General features: G+C 66.0%; 26 protein-coding genes. 22 read left to right on the top strand and 4 right to left on the bottom strand.

Annotated features, from left to right (window positions below; translation table 11 throughout):
- Positions 1 to 156: 156 nt before the first annotated feature.
- From OEL49_RS04810 to OEL49_RS04755, 12 genes are all read left to right on the top strand, one after another.
- Positions 157 to 1,311: an ABC transporter substrate-binding protein gene (locus OEL49_RS04810; RefSeq protein ID WP_014237128.1), complete on the top strand. Its 1,155-nt coding sequence runs from the start codon at positions 157 to 159 to the stop codon at positions 1,309 to 1,311.
- An 87-nt stretch (positions 1,312 to 1,398) separates the two neighbouring features.
- Positions 1,399 to 2,280 carry a branched-chain amino acid ABC transporter permease gene (locus tag OEL49_RS04805; protein WP_014237127.1) on the top strand — a complete coding sequence of 294 codons (882 nt, stop codon included), beginning with the start codon at positions 1,399 to 1,401 and terminating at the stop codon, positions 2,278 to 2,280.
- Complete coding sequence (locus OEL49_RS04800; RefSeq protein WP_287874105.1) at positions 2,280 to 3,143, top strand: branched-chain amino acid ABC transporter permease; 864 nt, start codon at positions 2,280 to 2,282, stop codon at positions 3,141 to 3,143. The genes OEL49_RS04805 and OEL49_RS04800 overlap by 1 nt, the downstream gene beginning before the upstream one ends.
- Positions 3,140 to 3,922, top strand: coding sequence for an ABC transporter ATP-binding protein (locus OEL49_RS04795; RefSeq protein ID WP_287874104.1), 783 nt, complete (start codon positions 3,140 to 3,142; stop codon positions 3,920 to 3,922). Before OEL49_RS04800 ends, OEL49_RS04795 begins: the two co-directional genes overlap by 4 nt.
- On the top strand, positions 3,922 to 4,635 hold the full coding sequence (locus OEL49_RS04790) for an ABC transporter ATP-binding protein (protein WP_014237124.1): 714 nt from the start codon (positions 3,922 to 3,924) through the stop codon (positions 4,633 to 4,635). The genes OEL49_RS04795 and OEL49_RS04790 overlap by 1 nt, the downstream gene beginning before the upstream one ends.
- 371 nt (positions 4,636 to 5,006) lie before the next feature.
- The gene (locus OEL49_RS04785; RefSeq protein ID WP_162097134.1) at positions 5,007 to 5,153 is read left to right on the top strand and encodes a hypothetical protein; all 147 of its coding nucleotides are present in this window, start codon (positions 5,007 to 5,009) and stop codon (positions 5,151 to 5,153) included.
- A 7-nt stretch (positions 5,154 to 5,160) separates the two neighbouring features.
- Positions 5,161 to 5,688 carry an HNH endonuclease gene (locus OEL49_RS04780; protein ID WP_287874103.1) on the top strand — a complete coding sequence of 176 codons (528 nt, stop codon included), beginning with the start codon at positions 5,161 to 5,163 and terminating at the stop codon, positions 5,686 to 5,688.
- Positions 5,689 to 5,789: 101 nt separating this feature from the next.
- On the top strand, positions 5,790 to 6,059 hold the full coding sequence (locus tag OEL49_RS04775) for a hypothetical protein (RefSeq protein ID WP_043798045.1): 270 nt from the start codon (positions 5,790 to 5,792) through the stop codon (positions 6,057 to 6,059).
- A gap of 303 nt (positions 6,060 to 6,362) precedes the next feature.
- Positions 6,363 to 7,166 carry a methyltransferase domain-containing protein gene (locus tag OEL49_RS04770; RefSeq protein WP_014237122.1) on the top strand — a complete coding sequence of 268 codons (804 nt, stop codon included), beginning with the start codon at positions 6,363 to 6,365 and terminating at the stop codon, positions 7,164 to 7,166.
- Between the two features lie 194 nt (positions 7,167 to 7,360).
- Entirely contained in the window at positions 7,361 to 7,729 is a 369-nt protein-coding gene (locus tag OEL49_RS04765; RefSeq protein WP_014237121.1) for an HdeA/HdeB family chaperone, read from the top strand.
- 16 nt (positions 7,730 to 7,745) lie between these two features.
- On the top strand, positions 7,746 to 8,126 hold the full coding sequence (locus OEL49_RS04760; RefSeq protein WP_014237120.1) for a YajD family HNH nuclease: 381 nt from the start codon (positions 7,746 to 7,748) through the stop codon (positions 8,124 to 8,126).
- A gap of 137 nt (positions 8,127 to 8,263) precedes the next feature.
- A complete protein-coding gene (locus tag OEL49_RS04755) occupies positions 8,264 to 8,461 on the top strand; it encodes a hypothetical protein (RefSeq protein WP_014237119.1) in 198 nt (65 codons plus the stop codon).
- Here the strand turns inward: OEL49_RS04755 and OEL49_RS04750 are convergent.
- Positions 8,458 to 8,628, bottom strand: a complete 171-nt coding sequence (locus tag OEL49_RS04750) for a hypothetical protein (RefSeq protein WP_014237118.1) — start codon at positions 8,626 to 8,628, stop codon at positions 8,458 to 8,460. The two genes, OEL49_RS04755 and OEL49_RS04750, sit on opposite strands and share 4 nt — an antisense overlap.
- Before the next feature lie 270 nt (positions 8,629 to 8,898).
- Between OEL49_RS04750 and OEL49_RS04745 the strand changes: the two genes are divergently transcribed.
- The 3 genes from OEL49_RS04745 (at position 8,899) to OEL49_RS04735 (ending at position 12,812) form a co-directional block, all read left to right on the top strand.
- Positions 8,899 to 9,273: a hypothetical protein gene (locus OEL49_RS04745; RefSeq protein WP_287874102.1), complete on the top strand. Its 375-nt coding sequence runs from the start codon at positions 8,899 to 8,901 to the stop codon at positions 9,271 to 9,273.
- Positions 9,274 to 9,332: 59 nt separating this feature from the next.
- Positions 9,333 to 11,036, top strand: a complete 1,704-nt coding sequence (locus tag OEL49_RS04740) for an ABC transporter ATP-binding protein/permease (protein ID WP_014237116.1) — start codon at positions 9,333 to 9,335, stop codon at positions 11,034 to 11,036.
- A gap of 93 nt (positions 11,037 to 11,129) precedes the next feature.
- Positions 11,130 to 12,812 (top strand): ABC-F family ATP-binding cassette domain-containing protein, encoded by a 1,683-nt coding sequence (locus OEL49_RS04735; RefSeq protein WP_014237115.1) that lies wholly within the window; start codon positions 11,130 to 11,132, stop codon positions 12,810 to 12,812.
- Positions 12,813 to 12,876: 64 nt separating this feature from the next.
- Here the strand turns inward: OEL49_RS04735 and chrA are convergent, their stop codons facing one another.
- Positions 12,877 to 14,247 carry a chromate efflux transporter gene (gene chrA / locus OEL49_RS04730; RefSeq protein ID WP_043799143.1) on the bottom strand — a complete coding sequence of 457 codons (1,371 nt, stop codon included), beginning with the start codon at positions 14,245 to 14,247 and terminating at the stop codon, positions 12,877 to 12,879.
- Positions 14,248 to 14,427: 180 nt separating this feature from the next.
- Between chrA and OEL49_RS04725 the strand changes: the two genes are divergently transcribed.
- Complete coding sequence (locus OEL49_RS04725) at positions 14,428 to 16,107, top strand: two-component system response regulator (protein ID WP_014237113.1); 1,680 nt, start codon at positions 14,428 to 14,430, stop codon at positions 16,105 to 16,107.
- A 40-nt stretch (positions 16,108 to 16,147) separates the two neighbouring features.
- Here OEL49_RS04725 and OEL49_RS04720 read toward each other — a convergent pair whose 3' ends face one another.
- The gene (locus OEL49_RS04720) at positions 16,148 to 16,465 is read right to left on the bottom strand and encodes a DUF2325 domain-containing protein (RefSeq protein ID WP_014237112.1); all 318 of its coding nucleotides are present in this window, start codon (positions 16,463 to 16,465) and stop codon (positions 16,148 to 16,150) included.
- A 150-nt stretch (positions 16,466 to 16,615) separates the two neighbouring features.
- On the bottom strand, positions 16,616 to 17,389 hold the full coding sequence (locus OEL49_RS04715; protein ID WP_287874101.1) for a rhodanese-like domain-containing protein: 774 nt from the start codon (positions 17,387 to 17,389) through the stop codon (positions 16,616 to 16,618).
- 262 nt (positions 17,390 to 17,651) lie between these two features.
- Here OEL49_RS04715 and OEL49_RS04710 point away from each other — a divergent pair, with 262 nt between their 5' ends.
- From OEL49_RS04710 to OEL49_RS04685, 6 genes are all read left to right on the top strand, one after another.
- Positions 17,652 to 19,157, top strand: a complete 1,506-nt coding sequence (locus tag OEL49_RS04710; RefSeq protein ID WP_287874100.1) for a cystathionine beta-synthase — start codon at positions 17,652 to 17,654, stop codon at positions 19,155 to 19,157.
- 176 nt (positions 19,158 to 19,333) lie between these two features.
- A complete protein-coding gene (locus OEL49_RS04705) occupies positions 19,334 to 20,500 on the top strand; it encodes a cystathionine gamma-synthase (RefSeq protein WP_287874099.1) in 1,167 nt (388 codons plus the stop codon).
- Positions 20,501 to 20,520: 20 nt separating this feature from the next.
- Positions 20,521 to 21,306, top strand: coding sequence for an enoyl-CoA hydratase (locus OEL49_RS04700; protein ID WP_287874098.1), 786 nt, complete (start codon positions 20,521 to 20,523; stop codon positions 21,304 to 21,306).
- Positions 21,307 to 21,366: 60 nt separating this feature from the next.
- Positions 21,367 to 21,825, top strand: coding sequence for a CoA-binding protein (locus OEL49_RS04695; protein WP_287874097.1), 459 nt, complete (start codon positions 21,367 to 21,369; stop codon positions 21,823 to 21,825).
- Positions 21,826 to 21,851: 26 nt separating this feature from the next.
- Complete coding sequence (locus OEL49_RS04690; protein WP_287874096.1) at positions 21,852 to 23,138, top strand: O-acetylhomoserine aminocarboxypropyltransferase/cysteine synthase family protein; 1,287 nt, start codon at positions 21,852 to 21,854, stop codon at positions 23,136 to 23,138.
- Between the two features lie 227 nt (positions 23,139 to 23,365).
- Entirely contained in the window at positions 23,366 to 23,599 is a 234-nt protein-coding gene (locus OEL49_RS04685; protein WP_014237105.1) for an FmdB family zinc ribbon protein, read from the top strand.
- The last annotated feature ends 3 nt before the right edge of the window (positions 23,600 to 23,602 follow it).

Here is a 23,602-nt window from a genome sequence, read left to right as displayed (position 1 = left end):
GCAGGTTACGAGAAACCTGTGCCGGCCAGGCAAGCGCCGCGCCCAAAAGGCGGGCATTGCCGCACCGGCGCCGATATCGACAGGCGTTCCGCCCGGGCCCGCCGGCCCGGCCCGACGCATTGGTACGAATCAAAAACAGAATTCACTGGAGAAACTATGCGCTTCCTGCCCAAATCCCTCGTTCTGGTTGGCGCCCTCGCCGCCGCCGGCCTGGCCCAGGCCGCCGACATCAAGATCGGCGTGGCCGCCGCCCTCACCGGCGGTGCCGCCCAGTACGGCGTCGCCATCCGCAACGGCTTCCAGCTGGCTGCCGATGAAATCAACGCCAAGGGCGGTGTGAACGGCAACAAGATCCAGCTGGTCGTCGAGGACGAGCAGGGCAAGAAGGAAGAAGGCATCAACGTCTTCAAGAAGCTGATTTTCCAGGACAAGGTGCTGATGGTCTTCGGCCCCACCCTGTCCAACTCCATGTTCGCCGCCGGCCCCGTGGCCAACGGCGCCAAGACCGTGGTCTTCGGTACCTCCGTCACCGCCAACGGCATCACCGACATCGGCCCCTACGTCTTCCGCAACTCCGTCATGGAATCGGACGTGCTGCCGGTGACCGTGGCCACCGCCACCAAGCACTACAAGCTGAAGCAGGTCGCCGTCATCTACGGTAACGACGACGCCTTCACCAAGAGCGGCTACGACGTCTTCAAGAAGGTGCTGGAAGACCAGAAGCTGCCCGTCACCACCACCGAGACCTACGTCAAGGGCGACGTGGACTTCAAGGCCCAGCTGACCAAGATCAAGGCCTCCAACCCGGATGCGGTGATCTGTTCCTGTCTGGCCGAAGAAGCCGCCAACATCATGCTGCAGGCCCGGGGCCTGGGCATCAAGGTGCCCTTCATCGGCGGCAACGGCTTCAATTCCCCCAAGCTGTTCGAGATCTCCAAGCTGGCTGGTGAAGGCACCTTCGTCGGCAGCCCCTGGTCCAACACCAACCCGGCGCCCGCCAACAAGGCCTTCGTCGCTGCCTACGTGAAGAAGTACAACGCCGAGCCCAACCAGTTCGCCGCCCAGGCCTTCGACGCCCTGCACGTGGCCGCCGCCGCCCTGCAGGAAGTGAAGCTCTCCGGCGACATCGCCGCCGACCGGGAAGCCCTGAAGAACGCCCTGCCCAAGGCCACCATCAACGGCGCCACCGGCCCCTTCAAGTTCCGTCCCGCCGTCACCAAGTCCGGCAAGCCGGGCGGCTGGGATGCGGATCAGAAGCCCTTCATCTACGTGGTCAAGGGTGGCAAGTTCACCGCCTTCGACGGCAAGTAAGCGACTGTCCGCGTAAGCCTGTCTTACCCACCAATGCGGGGCCGATGAAAGTCTGCCCCGCATTGCATTTGCAACTGGAATTTCCCCATGCTTGAACAACAACTCCTCAACGCCCTGACGCTCGGCAGCGTCTACGCGCTGTTCGCCCTGGGTTTCACCCTGGTGTTCGGCGTGCTGGCGGTGATCAACCTCTCCCACGGAGCGGTGTTCATGGTCGGCAGCTACGCCGCCCTGGCCATGGTCAGCCACCTCAACGCCCCCCTGTGGGTGGCCATGCTCGGCGCCATGGTGGTCAGCGGCACCATCGGCCTGCTGGTGGACGTGCTGGTGCTGAAGCCCCTGCGCGCCCGCAACGCCCCCCACCTGATTCCCATGATCGCCACCATCGGTGTCGGCATCATGCTCACCAGCGCTGCCCAGGGCCTGTTCGGCGCCGAGGTGCTGCGCTTCCCCGAGGACGTCATGCCGGCCGGCGAATTCATGGTCGGCGACGTCCATGTGCGGGCCCTGGAAATCGCCATCGTCGCCATCGCCTTCCTGCTCATGGCCGTGCTGTTCACCATCTTGAAGCGCACCCAGCTGGGCCGCGCCCTGCGGGCCATCGCCGAATCCCCCAAGGCGGCCTACCTGCTGGGCATCAACGTGGAAGGCCTGTTCCACATCACCTCCTTCGTTGCCGCCGCCCTGGGCGGCATCGCCGGGGTGCTGATCGGCCTCAACTTCAACGCCATCACCCCCTTCATGGGCCAGCCCATGCTGCACAAGGGCATCGCCGTGATCATCCTCGGCGGCATGGGCGACATCCGCGGCGCCCTCATCGGCGGCCTCTTCCTGGGCTTCGCCGAGGTCATCAGCAAGGCCTACCTGTCGAGCCAGATGGGCGACGCGGTGGCCTTCGGCCTGCTCTTCCTGATCCTGCTGGTGCGGCCTTCCGGGCTGTTCGGGCGCAAGCTGGAAAGGAAAGCGTGATGGAATGGTTCAATGACTTCTGGTCCACCTACAGCACCCTGGTGTTCTCGGTGGGCGTCCACGCCCTGTTGGCCCTCTCCATCTGGCTGACCCTTTCCTGCGGCCTCCTGTCCCTGGCCAACGCCGCCTTCATGGGCGTCGGCGCCTACGTCTCGGCCCTGCTCACCCTGCATCTGGAGTGGTCCTTCGGCAGCGTGCTGCTGACCGGCGGCATTGCCCCGACCCTGGTGGCCCTGATCATCGGCGCCCCGGTGCTGCGGCTCTCCGGCGTCTACCTGGCCATGGCCACCCTGGCCTTCGGCGAGGTGGTGCGCATCACCGTGCTCAACCTGGAGATCACCGGCGGCCCCGAAGGCCTCAACGGCATTCCCCTGGCCACCGAAGGCTGGCACATCGCCCTGATCCTGGCCGTCACCGTCTATGGCCTGGCCCGGCTGCGCCGCTCCAAGGTGGGACGCGCTTTCGAGGCCATCAAGGAAGACGAGGTGGCCGCCCGCCTGATGGGCATCAACGTGGACCGCTACAAGCTGCTGGCCTTCTCCCTCGGTGCCTTCATCGCCGGTGTAGCCGGAGCCCTCAACGCCCACTTCACCTTCTTCATCAGCCCCCGGGAATACGGCTTCGAGAACGCCGTGGACATCCTCACCATGGCGGTGCTGGGCGGCACCTCCAGCCTCATCGGCCCCATGCTCGGCTCCTCCATCCTGACCCTGCTGCCGGAACTGCTGCGCTCCCTGCAGGATTTCCGTTCCCTGGTGAACGGCGCCGTGCTGGTGCTGGTGGTACTGTTCCTGCCCAAGGGCCTGTGGGAATCCCGCCGCATCCGTGCCTTCTTCAAGCGTCTCAAGGGAGGTCAGGCATGAACGCCCCCCAGCAACCCAATCTGCTCTCCATCCGTAACGTCGGCAAGCATTTCGGCGGCCTGCACGTGCTGCAGGACGTCAGCTTCGAAGTGCCCGCCGGCAGCATCTACGGCCTCATCGGCCCCAACGGCGCCGGCAAGACCACGGTGTTCAACCTCATCACCGGCCTGCTCACCCCCAGCGCCGGCCAGATCGACTTCCAGGGCCAGTCCCTGATCGGCCTGGAGCCCCACCGCATCACCCACCAGGGCATCGCCCGCACCTTCCAGAACATCCGCATCTTCAAGGAAATGGACCTGCTGGAAAACGTCATGGTGGGCATGCACGACCACCTCAACTACGGCGGTTTCGGCATTTTCCTCAACAGCCCGGCCTGCCGCGCGGCCGAGAAGAAGGCCCGGGAACGGGCCCTGGAGCTGCTCTCCTGGGTGGGTCTGGATCACAAGGCCGACATGCTGGCCGACAACCTTTCCTACGGCGACCAGCGCAAGCTGGAATTCGCCCGGGCCCTGGCGACGGAACCCAAGCTGCTGCTGCTGGACGAGCCGGTGGCCGGCATGAACCCGTCGGAAAAGACCATTCTCATGGAAGAGATCAACAACATCCGCAACCGGGGCTACGGCGTCTTCATGATCGAGCACGACATGCGCTTCGTCATGGGCCTGTGCGACCGCATCGCCGTGCTCAACTTCGGCCGCATCATCGCCGAAGGCACGCCGGACGAAGTGCGCAACAACCCGGATGTGATCGAGGCCTACCTGGGCAAGGAGGACGAGTAATGAGCGTACTTCTGCGCGTACACGACCTGGCCGTGGCCTACGGCCACATCGAGGCCGTCAAGGGCCTGGACTTCCACCTCAACGAGGGCGAGATCACCGCCCTGGTGGGGGCCAACGGCGCCGGCAAGAGCACCACCCTGCTGGCCCTCTCCGGCCTCATCAAGCCCACCCGGGGCAAGATCGAGTTCCAGGGCGAAGACATCTCCCGCCTGCCCGCCCACCAGATCGTCGAGCGGGGCCTGGTGCAGGTAGCCGAAGGCCGGGCCATCCTCACCACCCTGACGGTGGAAGAAAACCTGCAGCTGGGCGCCTACACCCGGCAGGACAAGGAGGGCATCCCCGCCTCCATGGAAGAGGTGTACCAGCTCTTCCCCCGCCTCAAGGAACGCTCCCAGCAGTTCGCCGGCAACCTCTCCGGCGGCGAGCAGCAGATGCTGGCCATCGGCCGGGCCCTCATGGCCAAGCCCAAGCTCCTGCTGCTGGATGAGCCCTCCATGGGTCTGGCTCCCATCGTGGTGCAGGAAATCTTCCGCATCCTGGTGGAGATCAACCGCCGCGGCCTCACCATCCTGCTGGTGGAGCAGAACGTGCGCCAGGCCCTGAAGATCGCCAAGCACGGCTACGTCATCGAGACCGGCAAGATCGTGCTGGCCGATTCCGGCGCCAACCTGCTGGCCAACCCCAAGGTGGAAGAAGCCTACCTGGGCGGCTGACACGCCCGAGCGGGAGTGGCCGACAGGCCACTGCCCCACAAACAAGAAGGGACGCCATTCTCCCGGCACACCGGGCCAGGAATGGCGTCCCTTCTGCATTTCAGCGGCCCTATCTGTACAGTGACGGGCCCCATAGCCTTCCCATCAAAGCGGCCGCCCAGGGGCGATACAAAATTGCCACCTGCCGGCATAGCAGGCCGACATCTTGTTCCTCCGGGGTTATCGAAGCTCGGGTTGCACCGGCTTTCCGCCAGGAACGAATGTGGTGGGAATAGTCCCGATGCAACCGTGCGCAAAAAACTGGAGACATGACATTTGGCTGGCCGACTGGCAAAATCAGCGCCACATTGAACCAGTCACGCATGCCGCGCATGACCGCCATCGATCCCCACAAATATTGCCGCCAATCTAGCGGAAGCCTCTATTGGGGAGCGCCCCAGGCTGCCGCGTTTTCTGGCTTATACGGCAGTTTTGCCGTCTACTTCACGTTAGAAGCTTATGCCTACAAAACCACTTGACCGCTTGATGTTTGTCCAAGGAGGGCTGTGCTTCTTCTGCAAGCAACCGTTGCCGAAGGCTGAGGCAAGCGTTGAGCACTTGTTCGCCAGTTCCAACGGTGGGAGCAACAACGACGAAAACTGCGTCGCATGCTGCAAGTCAGTCAACGCACTGCTCGGCAGCATGTCACTCAAAGAGAAATTTCAGGTTGTTCTCAATCAAAAAGGGCAGTTCAAGTGCCCGAACGGTACGGGTTCTGTCAAAACTGCTACTCCATCGAAGGCTCCGCCTGCCGTCACGCCTCAAGCAAAACCTAAAACTCCACCCAAGGTAGCAGCCGTCGTCAAAACCAAAGATGACAAGCTGGCTTTTGTTGTCGCCAATCTGAAACAGCGCGGCAATTCCAAGCCGCGCACCCTCAAGACGCTTACAAGCACTATTGCCTCGCTTTACCCCAAAGGTGTGTCCAAAACAGAGTTGGCTTCATTGCTTCAGCAATTGCAATCAACAGGCAAGGTCATCGTCAAAGAGAACAAGGTGACTTATGCGCTTTGAATCACCAGCTTCTCGCCCGGCGCTCAACCTCGCTCCTTTTGGTCGCTGGACGCTGCGCGATAAAGCCACGCAGCGCCGGTTAGCTCTACCTTGGGCGTCGCATGGCTAGCATCGACACGGACCTGTTGCTCCTGATCGCCATTGCGGTGATCGCCGTTTGGGTGCTCGTAACCATGTGGCGGTACGTTTCGATTCAATCTCAGAAGGAATTGATACAGCAAGAACAGGACATATTCGGGGATGCTTTGAGTCCCGAAAATCGAGAGTTCATGGCCGTGGTCGTCCCTCGGTTTGCTTCACCTCTAGGGTTTCTTGTAGCTGTTGCAGTGATCGCACTCCTCGCCATTGCAAAAGTTGTCGGCTATCTCTAGCAGGCAATTACCGCTCTGGATCGGAAGCCGCCGTAAAGCAATGGCCGGTCTGCAAGCAGAACCGGCCATTTTTCATTGGGCACACCACGGCAACCGATGACCCGGCTAAGAGCCCGCGGGCTGCCCTCGAGTCACTGAGTGGCAAGGCTGGAAGTCCACTGGGTAGATGCCTCCCGATGCACCGGAATGGCTGCATTCGTGGGCATGCCCGGCGCGGCGCATAAGAAAAGACAAAACGGCTATTTCCGCCCGGGGCCGGGCGGGCCCTACAGTGGCCGGCACAACGATCACCGTGAGCCGACCATGCCCGACATCTACAACACCATCACCGAGGCTGCCGCCGAGGTTACCGCCCGCATCGCCGAGGTGCTGGAAATCCGTGCCGCCGAACCCCAGCAGAGACGCATGCTGGAAACCTATCTGGCGGAGATTCCCTTCCCTGCCGACGCCCGGGTCCTGGAAGTGGGCTGCGGCACCGGCGCCGTCGCCCGCCGTCTGGCCGCCTGGCCCGGGGTGGTGGAAGTGGTGGGCCTGGACCCTTCCCCCATCTTCCTCGCCAAGGCCCGGGAACTGGGCGCCCACCTGCCCCACCTTTCCTTCCGCGAAGGCGGCGCCCACGGCCTGCCCTTTGCCGACGGCCACTTCGACGTGGTCATCTTCCACACCACCCTGTGCCACCTCTCCCAGCCCCTGGACGCGCTGCAGGAGGCCCACCGGGTGCTGCGTCCCGGCGGCCGCCTGGCGGTGTTCGACGGCGATTACGCCTCCACCACCTTCGGCACCGGCGACCTGGACCCCCTGGAAATCTGCGCCCACGCCTTCCGCGAGCATTTCATCGACGACAGCTGGATCGCCCGCCGCACGCCCCTGCTGGCGCGTCAAGCCGGCTTCCGGGTGGATGCCTTCCACAGCCACGGCTACACCGAGAGCAGCGCTCCCAGCTATCTCTACACGGTGGTGGACCGGGGCGCCGATGCCTTGGCGGAAGAAGGCCGCATCGGCCGCCCCCTGGCGGAGGCCCTCAAGGCCGAAGCCCGGCGCCGGGCGGAGGCCCATCAGTTCTTCGGCCACATCGGCTACACCAGCCTCATCGCCGAGCGCCTCTAGCCGCCGGGCGCCCCTGCCCTGGCGGGCGTCGATGCCGGTGACGGCATAGACGTCGGCCACCGGCGCCACGCTGCGTCGCGGCCGCCACGTCAGGGATTTGCCCAGGGGCCGCATCAGCGGTTATGGTCGGGGCATGGTGGCCGCCGGGGGGAAAGCCCTAGAATGGCGGCTGCGACCTTCACCTGGAGTCTGGCATGCCGCCCCGGAAACACCCCGCCCGTCTGGCCCTTGTCCTGCTGTCCCTCGCCTGTCTCGCCGCCCCGGTGGCGCCGGCGGCAGCGGCGCCGCTGAAGGTGCTCGGTTTCGACGACATGAGCTGCCAGGCCTGGGTCCGCTCCCGGGACGAGGCGGAGCAGCGGGCCCTCTACCTGGCCTGGATGCGCGGCGTCCTCACCGGCCACAACTACGCCCGGCAGAGCCAGCAGGTTTCCGCCATTTCCAGCGGCACCATCGAGAACTACGTCAATCGCTATTGCAGCGAAAAGCCCACGGGGGATTTCGGCGACGCCATCCTGCGCCTTTCCGACCAGTTCTCCGGCCGCAACGCGATCCTCACCAAATAATCGGCGGAGCCTGTCCATGAGCAAGAAGAGCATCGACCACCAACGCCTGGACCAGGTGGTACTGGCAGCCCGCCAGGCCCGGGACGAACGGGAAAAGGGCTACCGGGAACGGGCCCTGAAGATTTATCCGTGGATCTGCGGCCGCTGCGGCCGGGAGTTCACCCACAGCAACCTGCGGGAGCTGACGGTGCACCACCGGGACCACAACCACGACAATAATCCCGTGGACGGCAGCAACTGGGAGTTGCTGTGCCTCTACTGCCACGACAACGAACACCAGAAGCAGATCGAGTTCGACCAGGGCAACCGGGCCACCAACGGCTTTGGCGGCGGCGCCAGCCATTCCCCCTTCGCCAACCTGAAGGCCCTCCTGGGCAAGGGCGAAGGTTCGGACTAGGCCCGCTGCGGCATCAACAGTGACAGCCGGGGCCCAGGTCCGCACCGGCCCGGCCGCCCCGCTTTTCCCCAGGACTTTCCTGATCGCGCCGGCCTCTGGGACCGGCCCTCTTCCTTCACCAGCCAGACACCCGTTGCATGGATTCCCGACCGGCACGCCCCCAGGCGCCCCTGTGCACCCGCTGCGCCCACTACTACATCACCCACGACGTGAGCTTTCCCTACGGCTGCCGGGCCCTGGACTTCAAGAGCCGGCGCCCGCCCATTCTTGAAGTGCAGGACGCTTCGGGCCTGGAGTGCCAGTACTTCCTGGCCAAGAGCGGCCCCCGGGCCTAGCGGCGGATGCCGCTGTGGCGGGCCTTGCGCCGCCAGCAGGCGGGCGTCTGCAAGGCCAGCGTATCCACCGGCTTGCTGCCGAACAGGGCCTGGGCGAAAGCCCGGCGCTCCCGTTCTTCCTGGGTGACGCCGGCGATGTGTTCAAACCATTTCTGAAGGCGGTTCATGGCGACTGGCTCCTCGATGTCGGATGGATTGCAAGGTTCGGTACGGTTCGAAATGCCGTCCTTGGATGCAAGAATATCCGACTACTGTATAAATGTACAGTAGTCGGATATTCGGCTTCCCCGCGCCCGGGACGAGGCCGCTGCAAGGGCCGTCCGCCGGGCCTGGCAGCTGCCACGGAAGCCAATAGGGACGGCCTTCTCCACAGGGCGCTGGGCCGCCGGGCCCGGGAGTGCTATGTTCCGCCCTGCACTCAACACGGAGCCCCGCCCATGGCCTGGGAGAACACCCCGCAGACCTTCACCTCGGAACGCGGCCTGCGGGCCGCCCTCATCTTCGCCCTGGCGGCCGAACGCCTGTCCCTCTATTACGAACACGGCCAGTGGCTCACCGAGGCCCAGGGCGCCCCCCTGGCCGCCGACTGGCTGGCCCGCTCCAAGCAGACCATGGCCCTGGCTGAGCGCCGCCATCTGGCCGGCCTCAGCGACCGCCTGGCCCGGGACATCGCCGCCTCCCTGTCCCGGGAGGCGGGCCTGTACACGGCCCATGAAATGCTCGAGTCCCTCGATCCGAACTATCATTCCGACATGGCCCAGACCCTCATGGCCGAATGTGAGCGCCTGCTCGACAGCGAACCGGCGCCCTGAGCCGCCCCCCTGCCCGGGGCCAGCCCCCGGGCGCTTCGCCCGCAACGACAAGAACAACCATGAAATCCGTCGACCGACACCTGTGGCAACGCTTCACCGGCATTGCCGCGCCCTACTGGCGCAGCGAGGAGAAATGGAAGGCCTGGGGACTGCTGGTGCTGCTGGTGCTGCTGCTCCTGGGTCAGACCCGCTTCGCCGTGCTCTTCAACGAGCAGACCGGGGAATTCACCTCGGCCCTGGCGGCCCGGGACGAGCCCCGCTTCTGGGATGCAATCCAGCTCTGCCTGGTCCTGCTGGCGGTGGCCGTGCCCATCTACGGCTTCTACTACTACGTGCGCGACAAGCTGGGCCTGCACTGGCGGCGCTGGCTGACCCACCGCTTCCTCGACAACTATTTCAGCCACCGGCACTTCTACGAGCTCAACGCCGAGACGGCCATCGACAACCCGGACCAGCGCATCGCCGAAGACATCAACACCTTCACCCAGCGCTCCCTCTTCTTCCTCCTCATCTTCATCGGCGCCGTGCTGCAGCTGGCGGCCTTCAGCCACGTGCTGTGGTCCATCTCCCGGGACCTGGTGTATTTCCTGGTGGTCTATGCGCTGGCCGGCACCCTCATCACCATCTTCGTCTTCGGCAAGCCCCTCATCGGCCTCAATTTCCACCAGCTGCGCAAGGAGGCGGATTTCCGCTTCAGCCTGGTGCGGGTGCGGGAAAATGCCGAGTCCATCGCCTTCTACCGGGGCGAGGCCCAGGAAGCCCACCAGGTGAAGCAGCGCTTCGCCAAGGCCTTCAACAACTTCAACAAGCTGATCCGCAAGCAGCTCAGCCTCAACCTCTTCCAGTACGCCTACACCCTGCTCACCATGGTGCTGCCCGCCGCCATCATTTCCTCCCGGGTGCTGTCGGGGGAACTGGAGGTGGGCCGCGCCATCCAGGCCGCCGGCGCCTTTGCCGCCGTGCTCGGGGCCATTTCCGTGATCGTGGAGAACTTCGAGGGCCTGAGCCGCTTCGCCGCCGGGGTGGACCGGCTGGACGCCTTCGCCCGCATCATGTCCGGCCAGCTGCCGGAGCAGCACCGCAGCGCCGGCCACATTGAACTGCTGGAGGAGCCGCGCCTGTCCCTAGAGCGGGTCACCCTGCAGACGCCCGACGACGGACGGGTGCTGGTGCGGGACCTGTCCCTCCAGATCACCCCGGGGGAAGGGCTGCTCATCGTCGGCGAAAGCGGCAGCGGCAAGAGCTCCCTGCTACGAGCCATCGCCGGCCTGTGGTCGGTCGGCAGCGGCAGCATCACCTGCCCGCCCAGCGAGGACATCCTGTTCCTGCCCCAGCAGCCCTACATGCTGCTCGGCACCCTGCGCAGCCAGCTGCTCTACCCCAAGCGGGAACAGCACATCAGCGACGCCGAACTGCTGCACCTGCTGGAGCGGGTGAACCTGCCCGACCTGGCCGGCCGGGTCGGTGGCCTGCATGTGGAGCGGGACTGGGGCAAGGTCCTCTCCGTCGGCGAACAGCAGCGCCTGGCCTTCGCCCGGGTGCTCCTGAGCAAGCCCCGCTACGCCATGCTGGACGAGGCCACCAGCGCCCTGGACATCGCCAACGAGGAAAGCCTCTACCGCACCCTGGCCACCACCGATACCACCCTGATCAGCGTCGGCCACCGCACCACCATCCTCAAATACCACCGCCAGGTGCTGGAACTCACCGGCAACGGCCAGTGGCAACGCCACCGGGCTGAGAGTTATCGCTTCATGCAGTGAGGCCGGGCGCGGGGAACAGCCCGCCGCCCCGATTTTCCTTGGTGCGGGCGGCCCAAGTGGCTATCATGGCCGACCCTCTGGCTGGCTTTCCCCATGATCACCCTCAAGAACATCGTCCTGCGCCGCGGTACCAAGGTGGTGCTGGACCGCGCTTCCGTCACCATCAACCCCGGCGAAAAGGTCGGCCTGGTGGGGCGCAACGGCGCCGGCAAGTCCTCCCTCTTCGCCCTGCTCAACGGCAACCTGCACGAAGACGGTGGCGACGTTTCCATCCCCAGCCAGTGGCGCATGGCCCAGGTGGCCCAGGACATGCCGGAGACCGAGCAGAGCGCCACCGACTTCGTCATCGAGGGCGACACCGTGCTGCTGGCCGCCCAGCAGGAGGTGGCCGCCGCCGAGGCCAGCGACGACGGCATGCGCATGGCCCATGCCTATACCGCCCTCTACGACGCCGGCGCCCACGATGCTCCGGCCCGGGCCCAGGCCCTGATCCTGGGCCTCGGCTTCCACGTCGATGAACTCTCCCAGCCGGTGAACAGCTTCTCCGGCGGCTGGCGCATGCGCCTGCAGCTGGCCCGGGCCCTGATGTGTCCTTCCGACCTCTTGCTGCTGGACGAGCCCACCAACCACCTGGATCTGGACGCCCTGGTCTGGCTCGAAGCCTGGCTCAAGCGCTACACCGGCACCCTGGTGATGATCAGCCACGACCGGGAATTCCTCGACGCCATCACCAACGTCACCCTGCACATCGACAACGCCAAGCTGGTGCGCTACGGCGGCAACTACAGCACCTTCGAGGACATGCGGGCCGAGCAGATGCTGCTGCAACAGGCCACCCTGGCCAAGCAGCAGGAAAAGATCGCCCACCTGCAGAAGTTCATCGACCGCTTCAAGGCCAAGGCCAGCAAGGCCAAGCAGGCCCAGAGCCGGGTCAAGGCCCTGGAGCGCATGGAGAAGATCGCCCCGGTGCTGGCCGACGCCGAATTCACCTTCGAATTCAAAGAGCCCCTCAACCTGCCCAACCCCATGCTCTCCCTGCTCGGCGCCGATATCGGCTACCCGCCGGCGGAGGATGCGGCGCCCGGCACGCCGCCCACGGTCATCGTGCGCGGCATCAACCGCTCGGTGCATGCGGGCCAGCGCATCGGCATCCTGGGGGCCAACGGCCAGGGCAAGTCCACCCTGGTCAAGACCATCGCCCGGGACCTGGCGCCCATCGCCGGCGACCTGACCGAGGGCAAGGGCCTCAACATCGGCTACTTCGCCCAGCAGGAACTGGACGTGCTGCGGCCTGAGGACACGCCCCTGGAACACATGATCCGCCTGGCCAAGGAAGTCATCGCCGCCGGCCGCAGCGGCTACGTGGCGGGCAAGGAACAGGACCTGCGCAACTTCCTCGGCACCTTCAACTTCAGCGGCGACATGGTCAAGCAGCCGGTGGGCACCATGAGCGGCGGCGAGAAGGCCCGCCTGGTGCTGTGCATGATCGTCTGGCAGCGCCCCAACCTCTTGCTGCTGGACGAACCCACCAACCACCTGGACCTCTCCACCCGGGAGGCCCTCAGCGTGGCTCTGAACGAGTTCGAAGGCACGGTGATGCTGGTCAGCCACGACCGGGCCCTGCTGCGCTCGGTGTGCGACGAGTTCTGGCTGGTGGCCGACGGCGCCGTGGGTCCCTACGACGGCGATCTGGACGACTACCAGCGCTACCTGCTGGACGAAGCCCGCCGCGCCCGGGAGGCGGCCAGCGCCTCGCGCCGGCAGGTGGAAGCCTGAGAAGCCCCCCGGTCCCAAACAAAAAACGCCACCGCAAAGGTGGCGTTTTCGTTTCAGCACCCCACTACAGCAGCGGCGGTATCCAGGCCAGCAGCAGGCCCGCGGCGCCGCAGCCCAGGATCACCGGGATCACCCCCAGCTGGTAGCGGAACAGGGCCAGCCCCGCCCCCAGGCCCAGCACCAGGGCCGGCCACTCGAAGGCCCCGCCCCAGCCCGCCGGCCACAACACATGCCAGGCAAAGAACAGCGCCAGGTTGAGGATCACCCCCACCACCGCCGCCGTGATGCCGGTGAGGGGGGCGGTGAATTTCAACTGGCCGTGGGTGGATTCCACCAAGGGCCCGCCCAGCTGGATGAAGACGAAAGACGGCAGGAAGGTGAAGAAGGTCACCGCCAGGGCCGCCACGGCCCCGGCCAGGAAGAGATGGTCGGCGCCGAACAGGGCCTGGTTCCAGCCGCCGACGAAGCCGACGAAGGTCACCACCATGATCAGGGGCCCGGGCGTGGTTTCCCCCAGGGCCAGGGCGTCGATCATCTGGGCCGGGGACAGCCACTGGTAATGCTCCACCGCGCCCTGGAAGACATAGGGCAGCACTGCATAGGCGCCGCCGAAAGTGAGCAGGGCCGCCTTGGTGAAGAACCAGCCCATCTGGCTCAAGGCGCCGGCCCAACCGAACAGCCCCGCCAGCACCGCCATGGCTCCGGCCCACAGGCCCAGGCCCAGCAGCAGGACCCGGGCAAAGCGGCCCCAGGTGAAACGGGCATGGGCCGGCGGCGGCGTCTCGTCGTCGATGAGGGCCGGCCCGAAATGCTTCTGTGTGACCCCGTGGCCGCCCCCGGCCTGGAACCAGGCCGGCCGCCAACGCCCGCCCAGAGCCCCCAGCAGGCCGGCCCCCAGGACGATGGCGGGGAACGGCAGCCCCAGGGCGAAGATGGCGAGGAAGGCGGCGGCGGCGATGGCCACCAGGGCCCGGTTACGCAGCACCCGGGAACCGATGCGCCAGGCGGCCAGTGCGACGATGGCCGTCACCGCCGGCTTGATGCCGTAAAGCACCCCGGCCACCGCCGGCACCTGGCCGAAGGCCAGGTACACCCAGGCCAGGCCGATCAGCAGCAGCAGGGAAGGCAACACGAACAGCCCGCCGGCCATGAGGCCGCCCACGGTGCGATGCATCATCCAGCCGATGTAGGTGGCCAGCTGCTGGGCCTCGGGACCGGGCAGCACCATGCAGTAGTTGAGGGCGTGGAGAAAGCGCCGCTCGGAAATCCAGCGTTTCTTCTCCACCAGATCGCTATGCATGATGGCGATCTGCCCCGCCGGCCCGCCGAAGCTGATGCAGCCCAGCTTCAGCCAGTAGCGGAAGGCCTGGCCCGGGGAGACGGCAGGAGGAGCGGCGCCCTCGGCAGGCTGGCTTGTTGCGGGTGGGGCGGACATGGGTTCGGTCATGGGCAAGGAACGTGGGTCAAGGTTACGGCACTGCCGTGACGATACTATTTAATCCGCTGCCGCGTACCGGCCCAGGAGCCGCAGCCCATGGGGGAAGCCACGCCAACATGGGCCGCCGGGAGGCTGGCGACGTACAATCCATTGGCATCCCTTCGGAGCCCTGTCGGTATGACCCTCGCCCCTCCCCCCGGATTCCGCACCCTGCTGCTGGTGGACGACGAACCGGCCCTGCTCAACGCCCTCAAGCGGGAATTCCGCAGCGCCCCCTATGAGGTGCTGACCGCCACCAGCGGCGAGGAGGCCCTGGCGGTACTGGCCGACCGCGACGTCCAGGTCATCCTCTCCGACTACCGCATGCCCGGCATGAGCGGCGTCGAATTCCTGGCCCAGGCCCGGGCCCTGCGCCCCGACGCCGTGCGCATGGTCCTTTCCGGCTATGCCGACATCGGTGCCGTCATCGCCGCCATCAACCAGGGCAACATCTACAAATTCCTCAACAAGCCCTGGGACGGAGAGGAACTGCGGGCGGTCACCGCCCAGGCCTTCGCCCATCACGCCCTGGTGCGCCGCGGCGCCCAGTTTTCCCAGATTTTCGAGAACACCAGCGAAGGCATTTTCATCCTCGACCGGGAGGGACGCTTCGAAACGGTCAATGGCGCCTTCTGCGCCATCACCGGCTACAGCGAGGCCGACATCGTCGGCCAGGACCACCACTGCCTGCTGCTGCCCCAGCCGGGACGGCCGACGCCGGAGTTCATGCAGGAACTGGCCGATGGCGGCCACTGGCGCGGCGAACTGTGGCTGCAGCGCCGGGACGGCCAGGTCTTCCCCGCCGCCCTGACCCTGTCGCCGGTGTGCGACGGCAACCGGCGGCTGGTCCAGGTGGTGGGCCTGTGCGCCGACATCACCGAACGCAAGGGAAGGGAAATCGCCCTCCTCGAAAGCGAAAAGCGCTTTCGGGATTTCATGGAATTCGCCCCGGTGGGCATGGCCATCGTCAATCTGGACGGCCGCCTGGGCAAGGTGAACCAGGCCCTCTGCCAGATTCTCGGCTACTCCCGGGAAGCCCTGGAGCGCCTCAGTTTCGAGGACCTGACCCCGGACGAGGACCTGGCCGCCGACCTGGCCATGTGGCGCCGCCTGCGCCAGGGCGAAATGCCGGTGTGGCAGGCGGAGAAGCGCTACCTGCGCAGCGACGGCAGCCCGGTGTGGGTGGAGCTGACGGCCGCCGTGCTGCGCAGCACCCAAGGTGTGGCCCAGTGCTTCGACGTCCAGGTGGAGGACATCAGCGAACGCCGCCGGGACCAGGAGAAGATCCGCCAGCTGGCCTATTTCGACGCCCTCACCGGCCTGCCCAATCGGCGCCTGCTGCAGGACCGGCTGGAACAGGCCCTGCTGCGGGCCCGGCGCCACCAGCAGCAGGTGGGCGTGCTGTTCCTCGACCTGGACCATTTCAAGCAGGTCAATGACGTGCATGGCCACGAAGTGGGCGACGAGCTGCTCAGCGCCGCCGCCCGGCGCCTCACCCGCTGCGTGCGCCAGGGCGACACCGTGGCGCGCCAGGGGGGCGACGAATTCATCGTGGTGCTGGCCGAGGTGGGAGCGCCGGCAGGGGTCATCCGGGCGGCTGAAACCATCATCGCCAGCCTGGCGGCACCCTATGAGCTGGGCCAGGCCCGCATCCGGGTGGACGTCATCACCGCCAGCGTCGGCATCGCCCTCTTCCCCGCCCACGGCAGCGACAGCCAGACCCTGATGAAACATGCGGACCTGGCCATGTACGCCGCCAAGCAGGCCGGGCGCAACGGCTACCGCATCTACGACGAGGGCCTGGCGCCGGGAGGCTGAAAGCCTCGGGACAGACGACAGCTGCAAGGAGACGAGCGGCTCACTGCCACGCCGCAGCCGGCTGGCGACCGATGAACTCGGCCAGCTTCTCCCGCATCTCCAGGGCCGAATGGCGGCAGTAGATCAGGGGCACGTCGCTCTTCTCCGCCTGGCGGCGCACGTGGCGCAGCAGTTCGTGGTTCACCCGGGCGCAGACCACCACCACCAGCCGGGTGCGGGAGGGAATGACCCGGCGCGAATCGCCGGCCTTGCGCCCGCTCCAGTGCTCGGTGGGGGCATCGAGCAGGGCCGGCGCCAGGCGGGCCACTTCGTTTTCGATGGTGCGCACGTTGTCGGCGCCGACGATGAGCAGTGACATTGCGATCTCCTATCCTGATCCGCCGGCCCTCGAGAAGGAAGGCCCCTGGGCATTAAGAATGCCGTTGCGGCAAAAGCAGATTGCCTTTTCGCAAATAGACCATCCAATACTTATTGTTGATGTTTTTATTTCTTTACGGAATAACAAAACTCACTGCTGCCAGGGCAGGCCCCGCTGCCGCCAGCCGTTGAGGATGCGCCGCCCCTGGGCGTCCTTCGCCCCTTCGAAGCCTTCCAGCACGTTGTACACCTGCCGGTAGCCCGCCTGCCGCAGCAGTTCCGCCGCCCGGTGGGAACGCTGGCCGGAGCGGCAGATGAGCAGCACCAGCGCCTGCGTCGCCACCTCCCGGCGCACCTGGGCGACGAAGTCCGGGTTCTCCTCCCAGTCCGGATAGCGCATGAATTCCACCTCCCGGGCCCCGGGAATGGCGCCCACCAGTTCCCGCTCGGCCTCGCTGCGCACGTCCACCAGGCAGGCATCGGAACGCAGCTTGAGCAGCAGCCAGGCATCTTCCGGCGTCAAAGCGCCGGCGTAGGCCAGCCGTTCCGCCACTCCCCGGGCATGGGCCCGGGCCAGGATCAGTTCGTCTTCCATGGTGCTTTCCTCTCCATTTTTCCCTCCTTGCATGGATACCGTGTTCGCCGCCCCGGCGGGCGGCCCCGGCAAGACCTGGGCACCGGGCCCGCTTCCCGGGCCGGATGGCAGTTCATGCACGCCGTAGCTGGCCAGGCTGCCCAGGGCCAGCACGGCCCGGGCGTCGATGCCGTCCTGGGCCTCGATCAGCGCCTCCAGCCTGGGGACGGCCATGTCGGCCCGGAGATCGAGCAGGGCGCCGGGCCGGCCCCGGTGGATGCGGGCCAGCCGCTCGCCCAGGTCGGCGCAACGCGCAGCGGCGGGATGGCCTTGGACCAGATACAGGGGCATGACAACCTCATGGCGTGGGAATGACTGCACTCTAGCCAGGGCTCTTCATGCACTGAAGTTCCATTTTTTTATTCCCTTATTCCCGAAAGGACGAAAACCCGGTCAATGCTGGCCCTGGCGCCATCCCCGGGAGAGCCGGAAAAGGAGCCGATGATGCCGCCAGGGGCAAAATCGATATAACCAACAGATATCAAATCATTCGCTTTTATTCCTTTTGTAAAAGTCGGCTTGGAATTACAGTGGGCGACATCCCAGGAGCGCCATGACTGCCGCAACCGGCCACGGCGCCCCTTCCCGGGCCGGCCCCCATCTCCACCCGTCCCCGCCGGCCCCCTTCGTCTTCCAGCCGAACCGAGATTCCATGACCGATACCGCCGCCACCCTCGCTCCTTCCGCCACCCTGCCCCGCTCCAGCCTGGACCTGATCGGGGCCACCCCCCTGGTGGAAGTGACCCACTTCGACACCGGCCCCTGCCGTCTCTTCCTCAAGCTGGAAAGCCAGAATCCGGGCGGCTCCATCAAGGACCGGGTGGCCCGTTCCATGATCGACGCCGCCGAGAAGGAAGGCCTGATCAAGCCAGGCTCCACCCTGGTGGAGGCCACCGCCGGCAACACCGGTCTGGCCCTCACCCTGGTGGGTGCCCAGCGCGGTTACAAGGTGGTGCTGGTGGTGCCGGACAAGATGAGCCAGGAAAAGATCTTCGCCCTGAAGGCCCTGGGGGCCCGGGTGGTGATGACCCGCTCCGACGTGGGCGTCGGCCATCCCGAGTACTACCAGGACATGGCCCAGCGCCTGGCCAGCGAGATTCCCGGCGCCTGGTATGTGAACCAGTTCGGCAACCCCAACAATCCCAAGGCCCACGAGACCGGCACCGGGCCGGAACTGTGGTCCCAGCTGAAGGGCCGCATCGACGCAGTGGTTTGCGGCGTCGGCAGCGGCGGCACCCTCACCGGCCTGACCCGCTTCTTCCGCCAGAAATCGCCCCGGGTGAAGATGGTGCTGGCCGATCCGGCCGGCTCCGTGCTGGCCGACTACGTGGCCCACGGCTACATCAAGGAGGCCGGCTCCTGGCTGGTGGAAGGCATCGGCGAGGATTTCATTCCCCCCATCTGCGACCTCACCGGGGTGCGCGAGGCCTATACCGTGCCCGACGCCGAGAGCTTCGCCGCCGCCCGGGAACTGCTGCGCAAGGAAGGCATCATGGGCGGTTCCTCCACCGGCACCCTGCTGGCCGCGGCCCTGCGCTACTGCCGCACCCGCACCAAGCCGGAACACGTGGTCACCTTCGTCTGCGACCACGGCAACCGCTACCTCTCCAAGATGTACAACGACTTCTGGATGGCGGACCAGGGCTTCCTGCCCAAGGACGTGCGGGGCGACCTGCGGGACATCATCGGCCGCCGCGCCGACGAGGGCGCCGTGGTCACCGTGGCGCCGACGGATACGGTGCTCACCGCCTACGGCCGCTTCAAGCTCTACGACGTCTCCCAGCTGCCGGTGACCAACGACGAAGGCCGGATCGTCGGCCTCATCGACGAATCCGATCTGCTGCTGGCCATCACCAAGGACGAGGCCAACTTCCGCCAGCCGGTGAAGAAATTCATGACCAGCCGCCTCACCACCCTGCCCCCCACGGCCCCCATCAGCGACCTGCTGCCCCTCTTCGACCAGGGCCTGGTGCCCATCGTGGTGGACGGCGACCGCTTCCTCGGCCTGGTGACCCGCATCGACCTGCTCAACCACCTGCGGCGCAAGCTGAAGAGCTAAGAGCTAAATCTTTTTGCCACAGAGGGCACAGAGAACACAGAGATAAAACCCAAAGGACCGTTAGCTTGCCGGGGTGCAGGAAAAGCGCCCCCGGCATTTCTGGCGCCGATGGTTTTCCCCTCTGTGCTCTCTGTGTCCTCTGTGGCTCCGGTTTTAGATTTTTTCGAGCCTCCCCCATGACCCACAAACAAGGTTTTGCCACCCGCGCCATCCATGCCGGCCAGGAGCCGGACCCCACCACCGGCGCCGTCTCCATCCCCATCTACGCCACCTCCACCTACGTCCAGCCGGCCCTCAACGAGCCCAAGCAGTACGCCGGAGCCACCTTCGACTACGCCCGCAGCGCCAACCCCACCCGTCTGGCCCTGGAGCGCTGCATCGCCGACCTGGAAGGGGCCAGCCACGGCTTCGCCTTCGCCTCGGGCCTGGCCGCCAGCGCCACGGTGCTGGAACTGCTGCCCGCCGGCAGCCATGTGGTGGCCTCCGACGACCTCTACGGCGGCTCCGTGCGCCTCTTCAACCGGGTGCGCAGCAATTCCGCCGACCTCAAGGTGACCTATGCCGACTTCTCCTCCAGAGAGAGCATCGAGGCCGCCATCACCCCGGAAACCAAGCTGCTATGGGTGGAAACCCCGAGCAATCCGCTCTTGAAGCTGGTGGATCTGGACCTGGTGGCCGCCATCGGCAAGAACCGGGGCCTCCTCACCGTAGCCGACAACACCTTCGCCAGCCCCTGGATCCAGCGCCCCCTGGAACACGGCTTCGACATCGTGGTGCATTCGGCCACCAAGTACTTGAACGGCCATTCCGACGTGATCGCCGGCGTCGCCGTCACCGCCAATCCGGAACTGGCCGAGCGCCTGGCCTTCCTGCAGAACGCCGCCGGCGCAGTGCTGGGGCCTTTCGACGCTTTCCTCGCCCTGCGCGGTTTGAAGACCCTGGCCCTGCGCATGGAACGCCACTGCGCCAACGCCGAGGCCATCGCCCGCTGGCTGGAACAGCATCCGGCCATCGAGAAGGTCCATTACCCCGGCCTGGCAAGCCACCCCCAGCATGAACTGGCCAAGCGCCAGATGCGCGGCTTCGGCGGCATGGTCTCCGCCGTGGTCAAGGGCGGCCTGCCGGCGGCGAAGAAGCTGCTGGAAAACACCAAAATCTTCGTCCTGGCCGAAAGCCTGGGCGGGGTGGAAAGCCTGATCGAACTGCCGGCCCTGATGACCCATGCTTCGGTCCCCCCTGAGCAGCGCCGCCGCATCGGCATCGACGACGGCCTGGTACGCCTTTCCGTCGGCGTCGAAGACGTGGAAGACCTGCTGGCCGATCTGGAACAGGCCCTCAAGTAACAACAAAAGGAGAACAGCACATGAGCGAAGAAGCCCTGGTACTGCGCCACGACAAGGACGGCATCGCCCGCCTCACCCTCAACCGCCCCGCCGCCCGCAACGCCCTTTCCCGGCCCATGATCGCCGCCCTGCAGGCCGAGTTCGATCGCATCGCCGCCGACCCGAGCATCGGCGTGGTGATCCTGGCCGGCAACGGCCCGGCCTTCTGCGCCGGCCACGACCTGAAGGAAATGCGCGGCGCCGACTACGGCGCAAGCTATGCCGAAGACCTTTTCGAGGCCTGCGCCCGGCTCATGCAGCGCATCGTCAGCCTGCCCCAGCCGGTGATCGCCCGGGTGCATGGCATCGCCACCGCCGCCGGGGCCCAGCTGGTGGCCAGCGCCGACCTGGCCATCGCCGCGGACGACGCCCGCTTCGCCACGCCCGGCGTCAATATCGGCCTCTTCTGCTCCACCCCCATGGTGGCCCTGTCGCGCAATGTCTCCCACAAGCACGCCCTGCAGATGCTGCTCACCGGCGACCTCATCGATGCCCCCACGGCCCTGCGTTTCGGCCTCATCAACGAGCACGTGTCCGGGGAACAACTGGATGTCGCGGTGGAAGCATTGGCGGTTAAAATCGCCAGCAAGTCGCGCCACACCCTGGCCGTGGGCAAAGCCGCCTACTACCGCCAGGCTGAGCTGCCCCTGGACGAGGCCTACGCCTACGCCAAGGGGGTGATGGTGCACAATCTCCAGGCCAGGGACGCCCGGGAAGGCATCGATGCCTTCATCGACAAGCGCCACCCCACCTGGTGCCACGGCTAACACGGCAGACCCGAGGGGAACCCGGGGCCGCCCGCCCCACCCCTCACACGGAACACTTGCATGAGCGAACTTGCCACCCTGCGCCAGGTCCTGAAAGAAAACCGCACCATCGCCGTGGTCGGCCTCTCCGCCGACTGGAACCGCCCCAGCTACTTCGCTGCCAAGTACATGCAGGAACGGGGCTACCGCATCATCCCGGTGAATCCCAAGTACCCGGAGATCCTGGGGGAGAAGTGCTACCCGGACCTCAAATCCATTCCCGAGAAGGTGGATATCGTGGACGTCTTCCGCAAGCCGGAAGACTGCGTGCCCATCGCCCGGGAGGCGGTGGCCATCGGCGCCAAGGTACTGTGGTTGCAGCTGGGCGTAATCAATGAGGAAGCCCGCCAGATCGCCGAAGCCGCCGGCCTCACCGTGATCGAGGACCGCTGCGTCAAGATCGAATACGCCCGCCTCTTCGGCGGCCTCAATTTCATGGGCGTGAATACGGGCATCGTCTCCTCCCGTAGACCCACCTGATCCGTCCGATTTCCCGAGAACACACCATGGCCGACCACCAGTTCGGGTTCGACACCCTTTCCCTCCACGCCGGGCAGGTGCCCGACGCCGCCACCGGCAGCCGGGCCACGCCCATCTACCAGACCGCCGCCTACGTCTTCGATTCGCCGGAGCACGCCGCCAGCCTCTTCAACCTGCAGACCTTCGGCAACGTCTATTCCCGCCTCTCCAACCCCACCGTGGCCGTGCTGGAAGAACGCATCGCTGCCCTGGAAGGAGGCAAGGCCGCCGTGGCCGTGGCCTCCGGCATGGCCGCCCAGATGGTGGCCCTGCTCAACCTGTGCGAGGCCGGGGACGAGATCGTCGCCGCCCGCACCCTCTACGGCGGCACCCACACCCAACTGGACGTGAATTTCCGCAAGCTGGGCATCAATACCATTTTCGTGGACAGCGACGATCCGGAGAATTTCGCCAAGGCCATCACCCCCAAGACCAAGGTGATCTACGCCGAGACCATGGGCAACCCGGGCCTCAACGTGCTGGACATCGAGGCCGTGGCGAAAATCGCCAACGCCGCCGGCCTGCCCCTCTTCGTGGACAACACCTTCGCCAGCCCCTACCTGTGCCGGCCCTTCGAATGGGGCGCCGCCATCGTGGTGCACTCGGCCACCAAGTTCATCGGCGGCCACGGCACCACCCTGGGCGGCATCATCGTCGAATCGGGCAAGTTCCCCTGGGACAACGGCAAGTTCGCCACCATGACCGAGCCCAGCCCGGGCTACCACGGCGTCAAGTTCTACGAGACCTTCGGCAACTTCGGTTTCACCGCCAAGTGCCGCATGGAAGGCCTGCGCACCTTCGGCCCGGCCCTCTCCCCCTTCAATGCCTTCCTGCTGCTGCAAGGGGTGGAAACCCTCTCCCTGCGCATGGATCGCCATTGCAGCAACGCCCTGGCCATCGCCCGGCACCTGGAAGCCCACCCCCAGGTGGAATGGGTCAATTACCCGGGCCTGCCCTCCAGCAAGTACCACGATCTGGCGCAAAAATACCTGCCCAAGGGGGCCGGTGCCGTGCTCACTTTCGGTATCAAGGGCGGGGCGGCCGCCGGGCAGAAGTTCATCGACAGCGTGGAATTCCTTTCCCACCTGGCCAATATCGGCGACGCCAAGACCCTGGTGATCCACCCGGCCTCCACCACCCACCGCCAGATGACCCCGGAACAGCAGACCGCCGCCGGCGTGCCGCCGGACCTGATCCGCCTCTCCGTGGGCCTGGAGACCCTGGACGACATCCTCTGGGACATCGACCAGGCGTTGGCCAAGGCGACGACCTGAAAGGCTGCATAGCCACAGAGGACACAGAGGGCACAGAGTTGTGAACCCCGGGGGCAACGTCCCCCCGGGAAGAAGTTGCTTGTATCGCTGACCGAAGGCCATTGACTGGGGGGACGTCCTCCCTCTGTGATCTCTGTGCCCTCTGTGGCCAATGCTTTTCCCCGGCACCCTTCTTGCGTTTCTCGGGCATTCCCCTTCGATTGTCGTCATTGCGACAGGAGTGCCCCATGCCCCTCTACGACTACCAGTGCCAGGCCTGCCAGCACACCTTTGAACTGCTGGTGCGGGCCAGTACCGTGCCGGCCTGCCCGAAATGTGGCAGCGGGCAGCTGGAAAAGCTGGTCTCCCTGCCCGCCCCCCAGGGCAAGACAGCCGGCCTGGTGGCCGCCGGCCGTGCCCAGGCGGCCAAGGAGGGACACTTCAGCAACTACTCGGCCAAGGAACGCCCCAAGATCGGCTGATTC

The sequence above is a fragment of the Azospira sp. genome (assembly GCF_030247495.1).
GTDB lineage: Bacteria > Pseudomonadota > Gammaproteobacteria > Burkholderiales > Rhodocyclaceae > Azospira > Azospira oryzae.
Note: the sequence above shows the minus strand (reverse complement) of the source record. Positions and strands in the feature narration are given on the sequence as shown.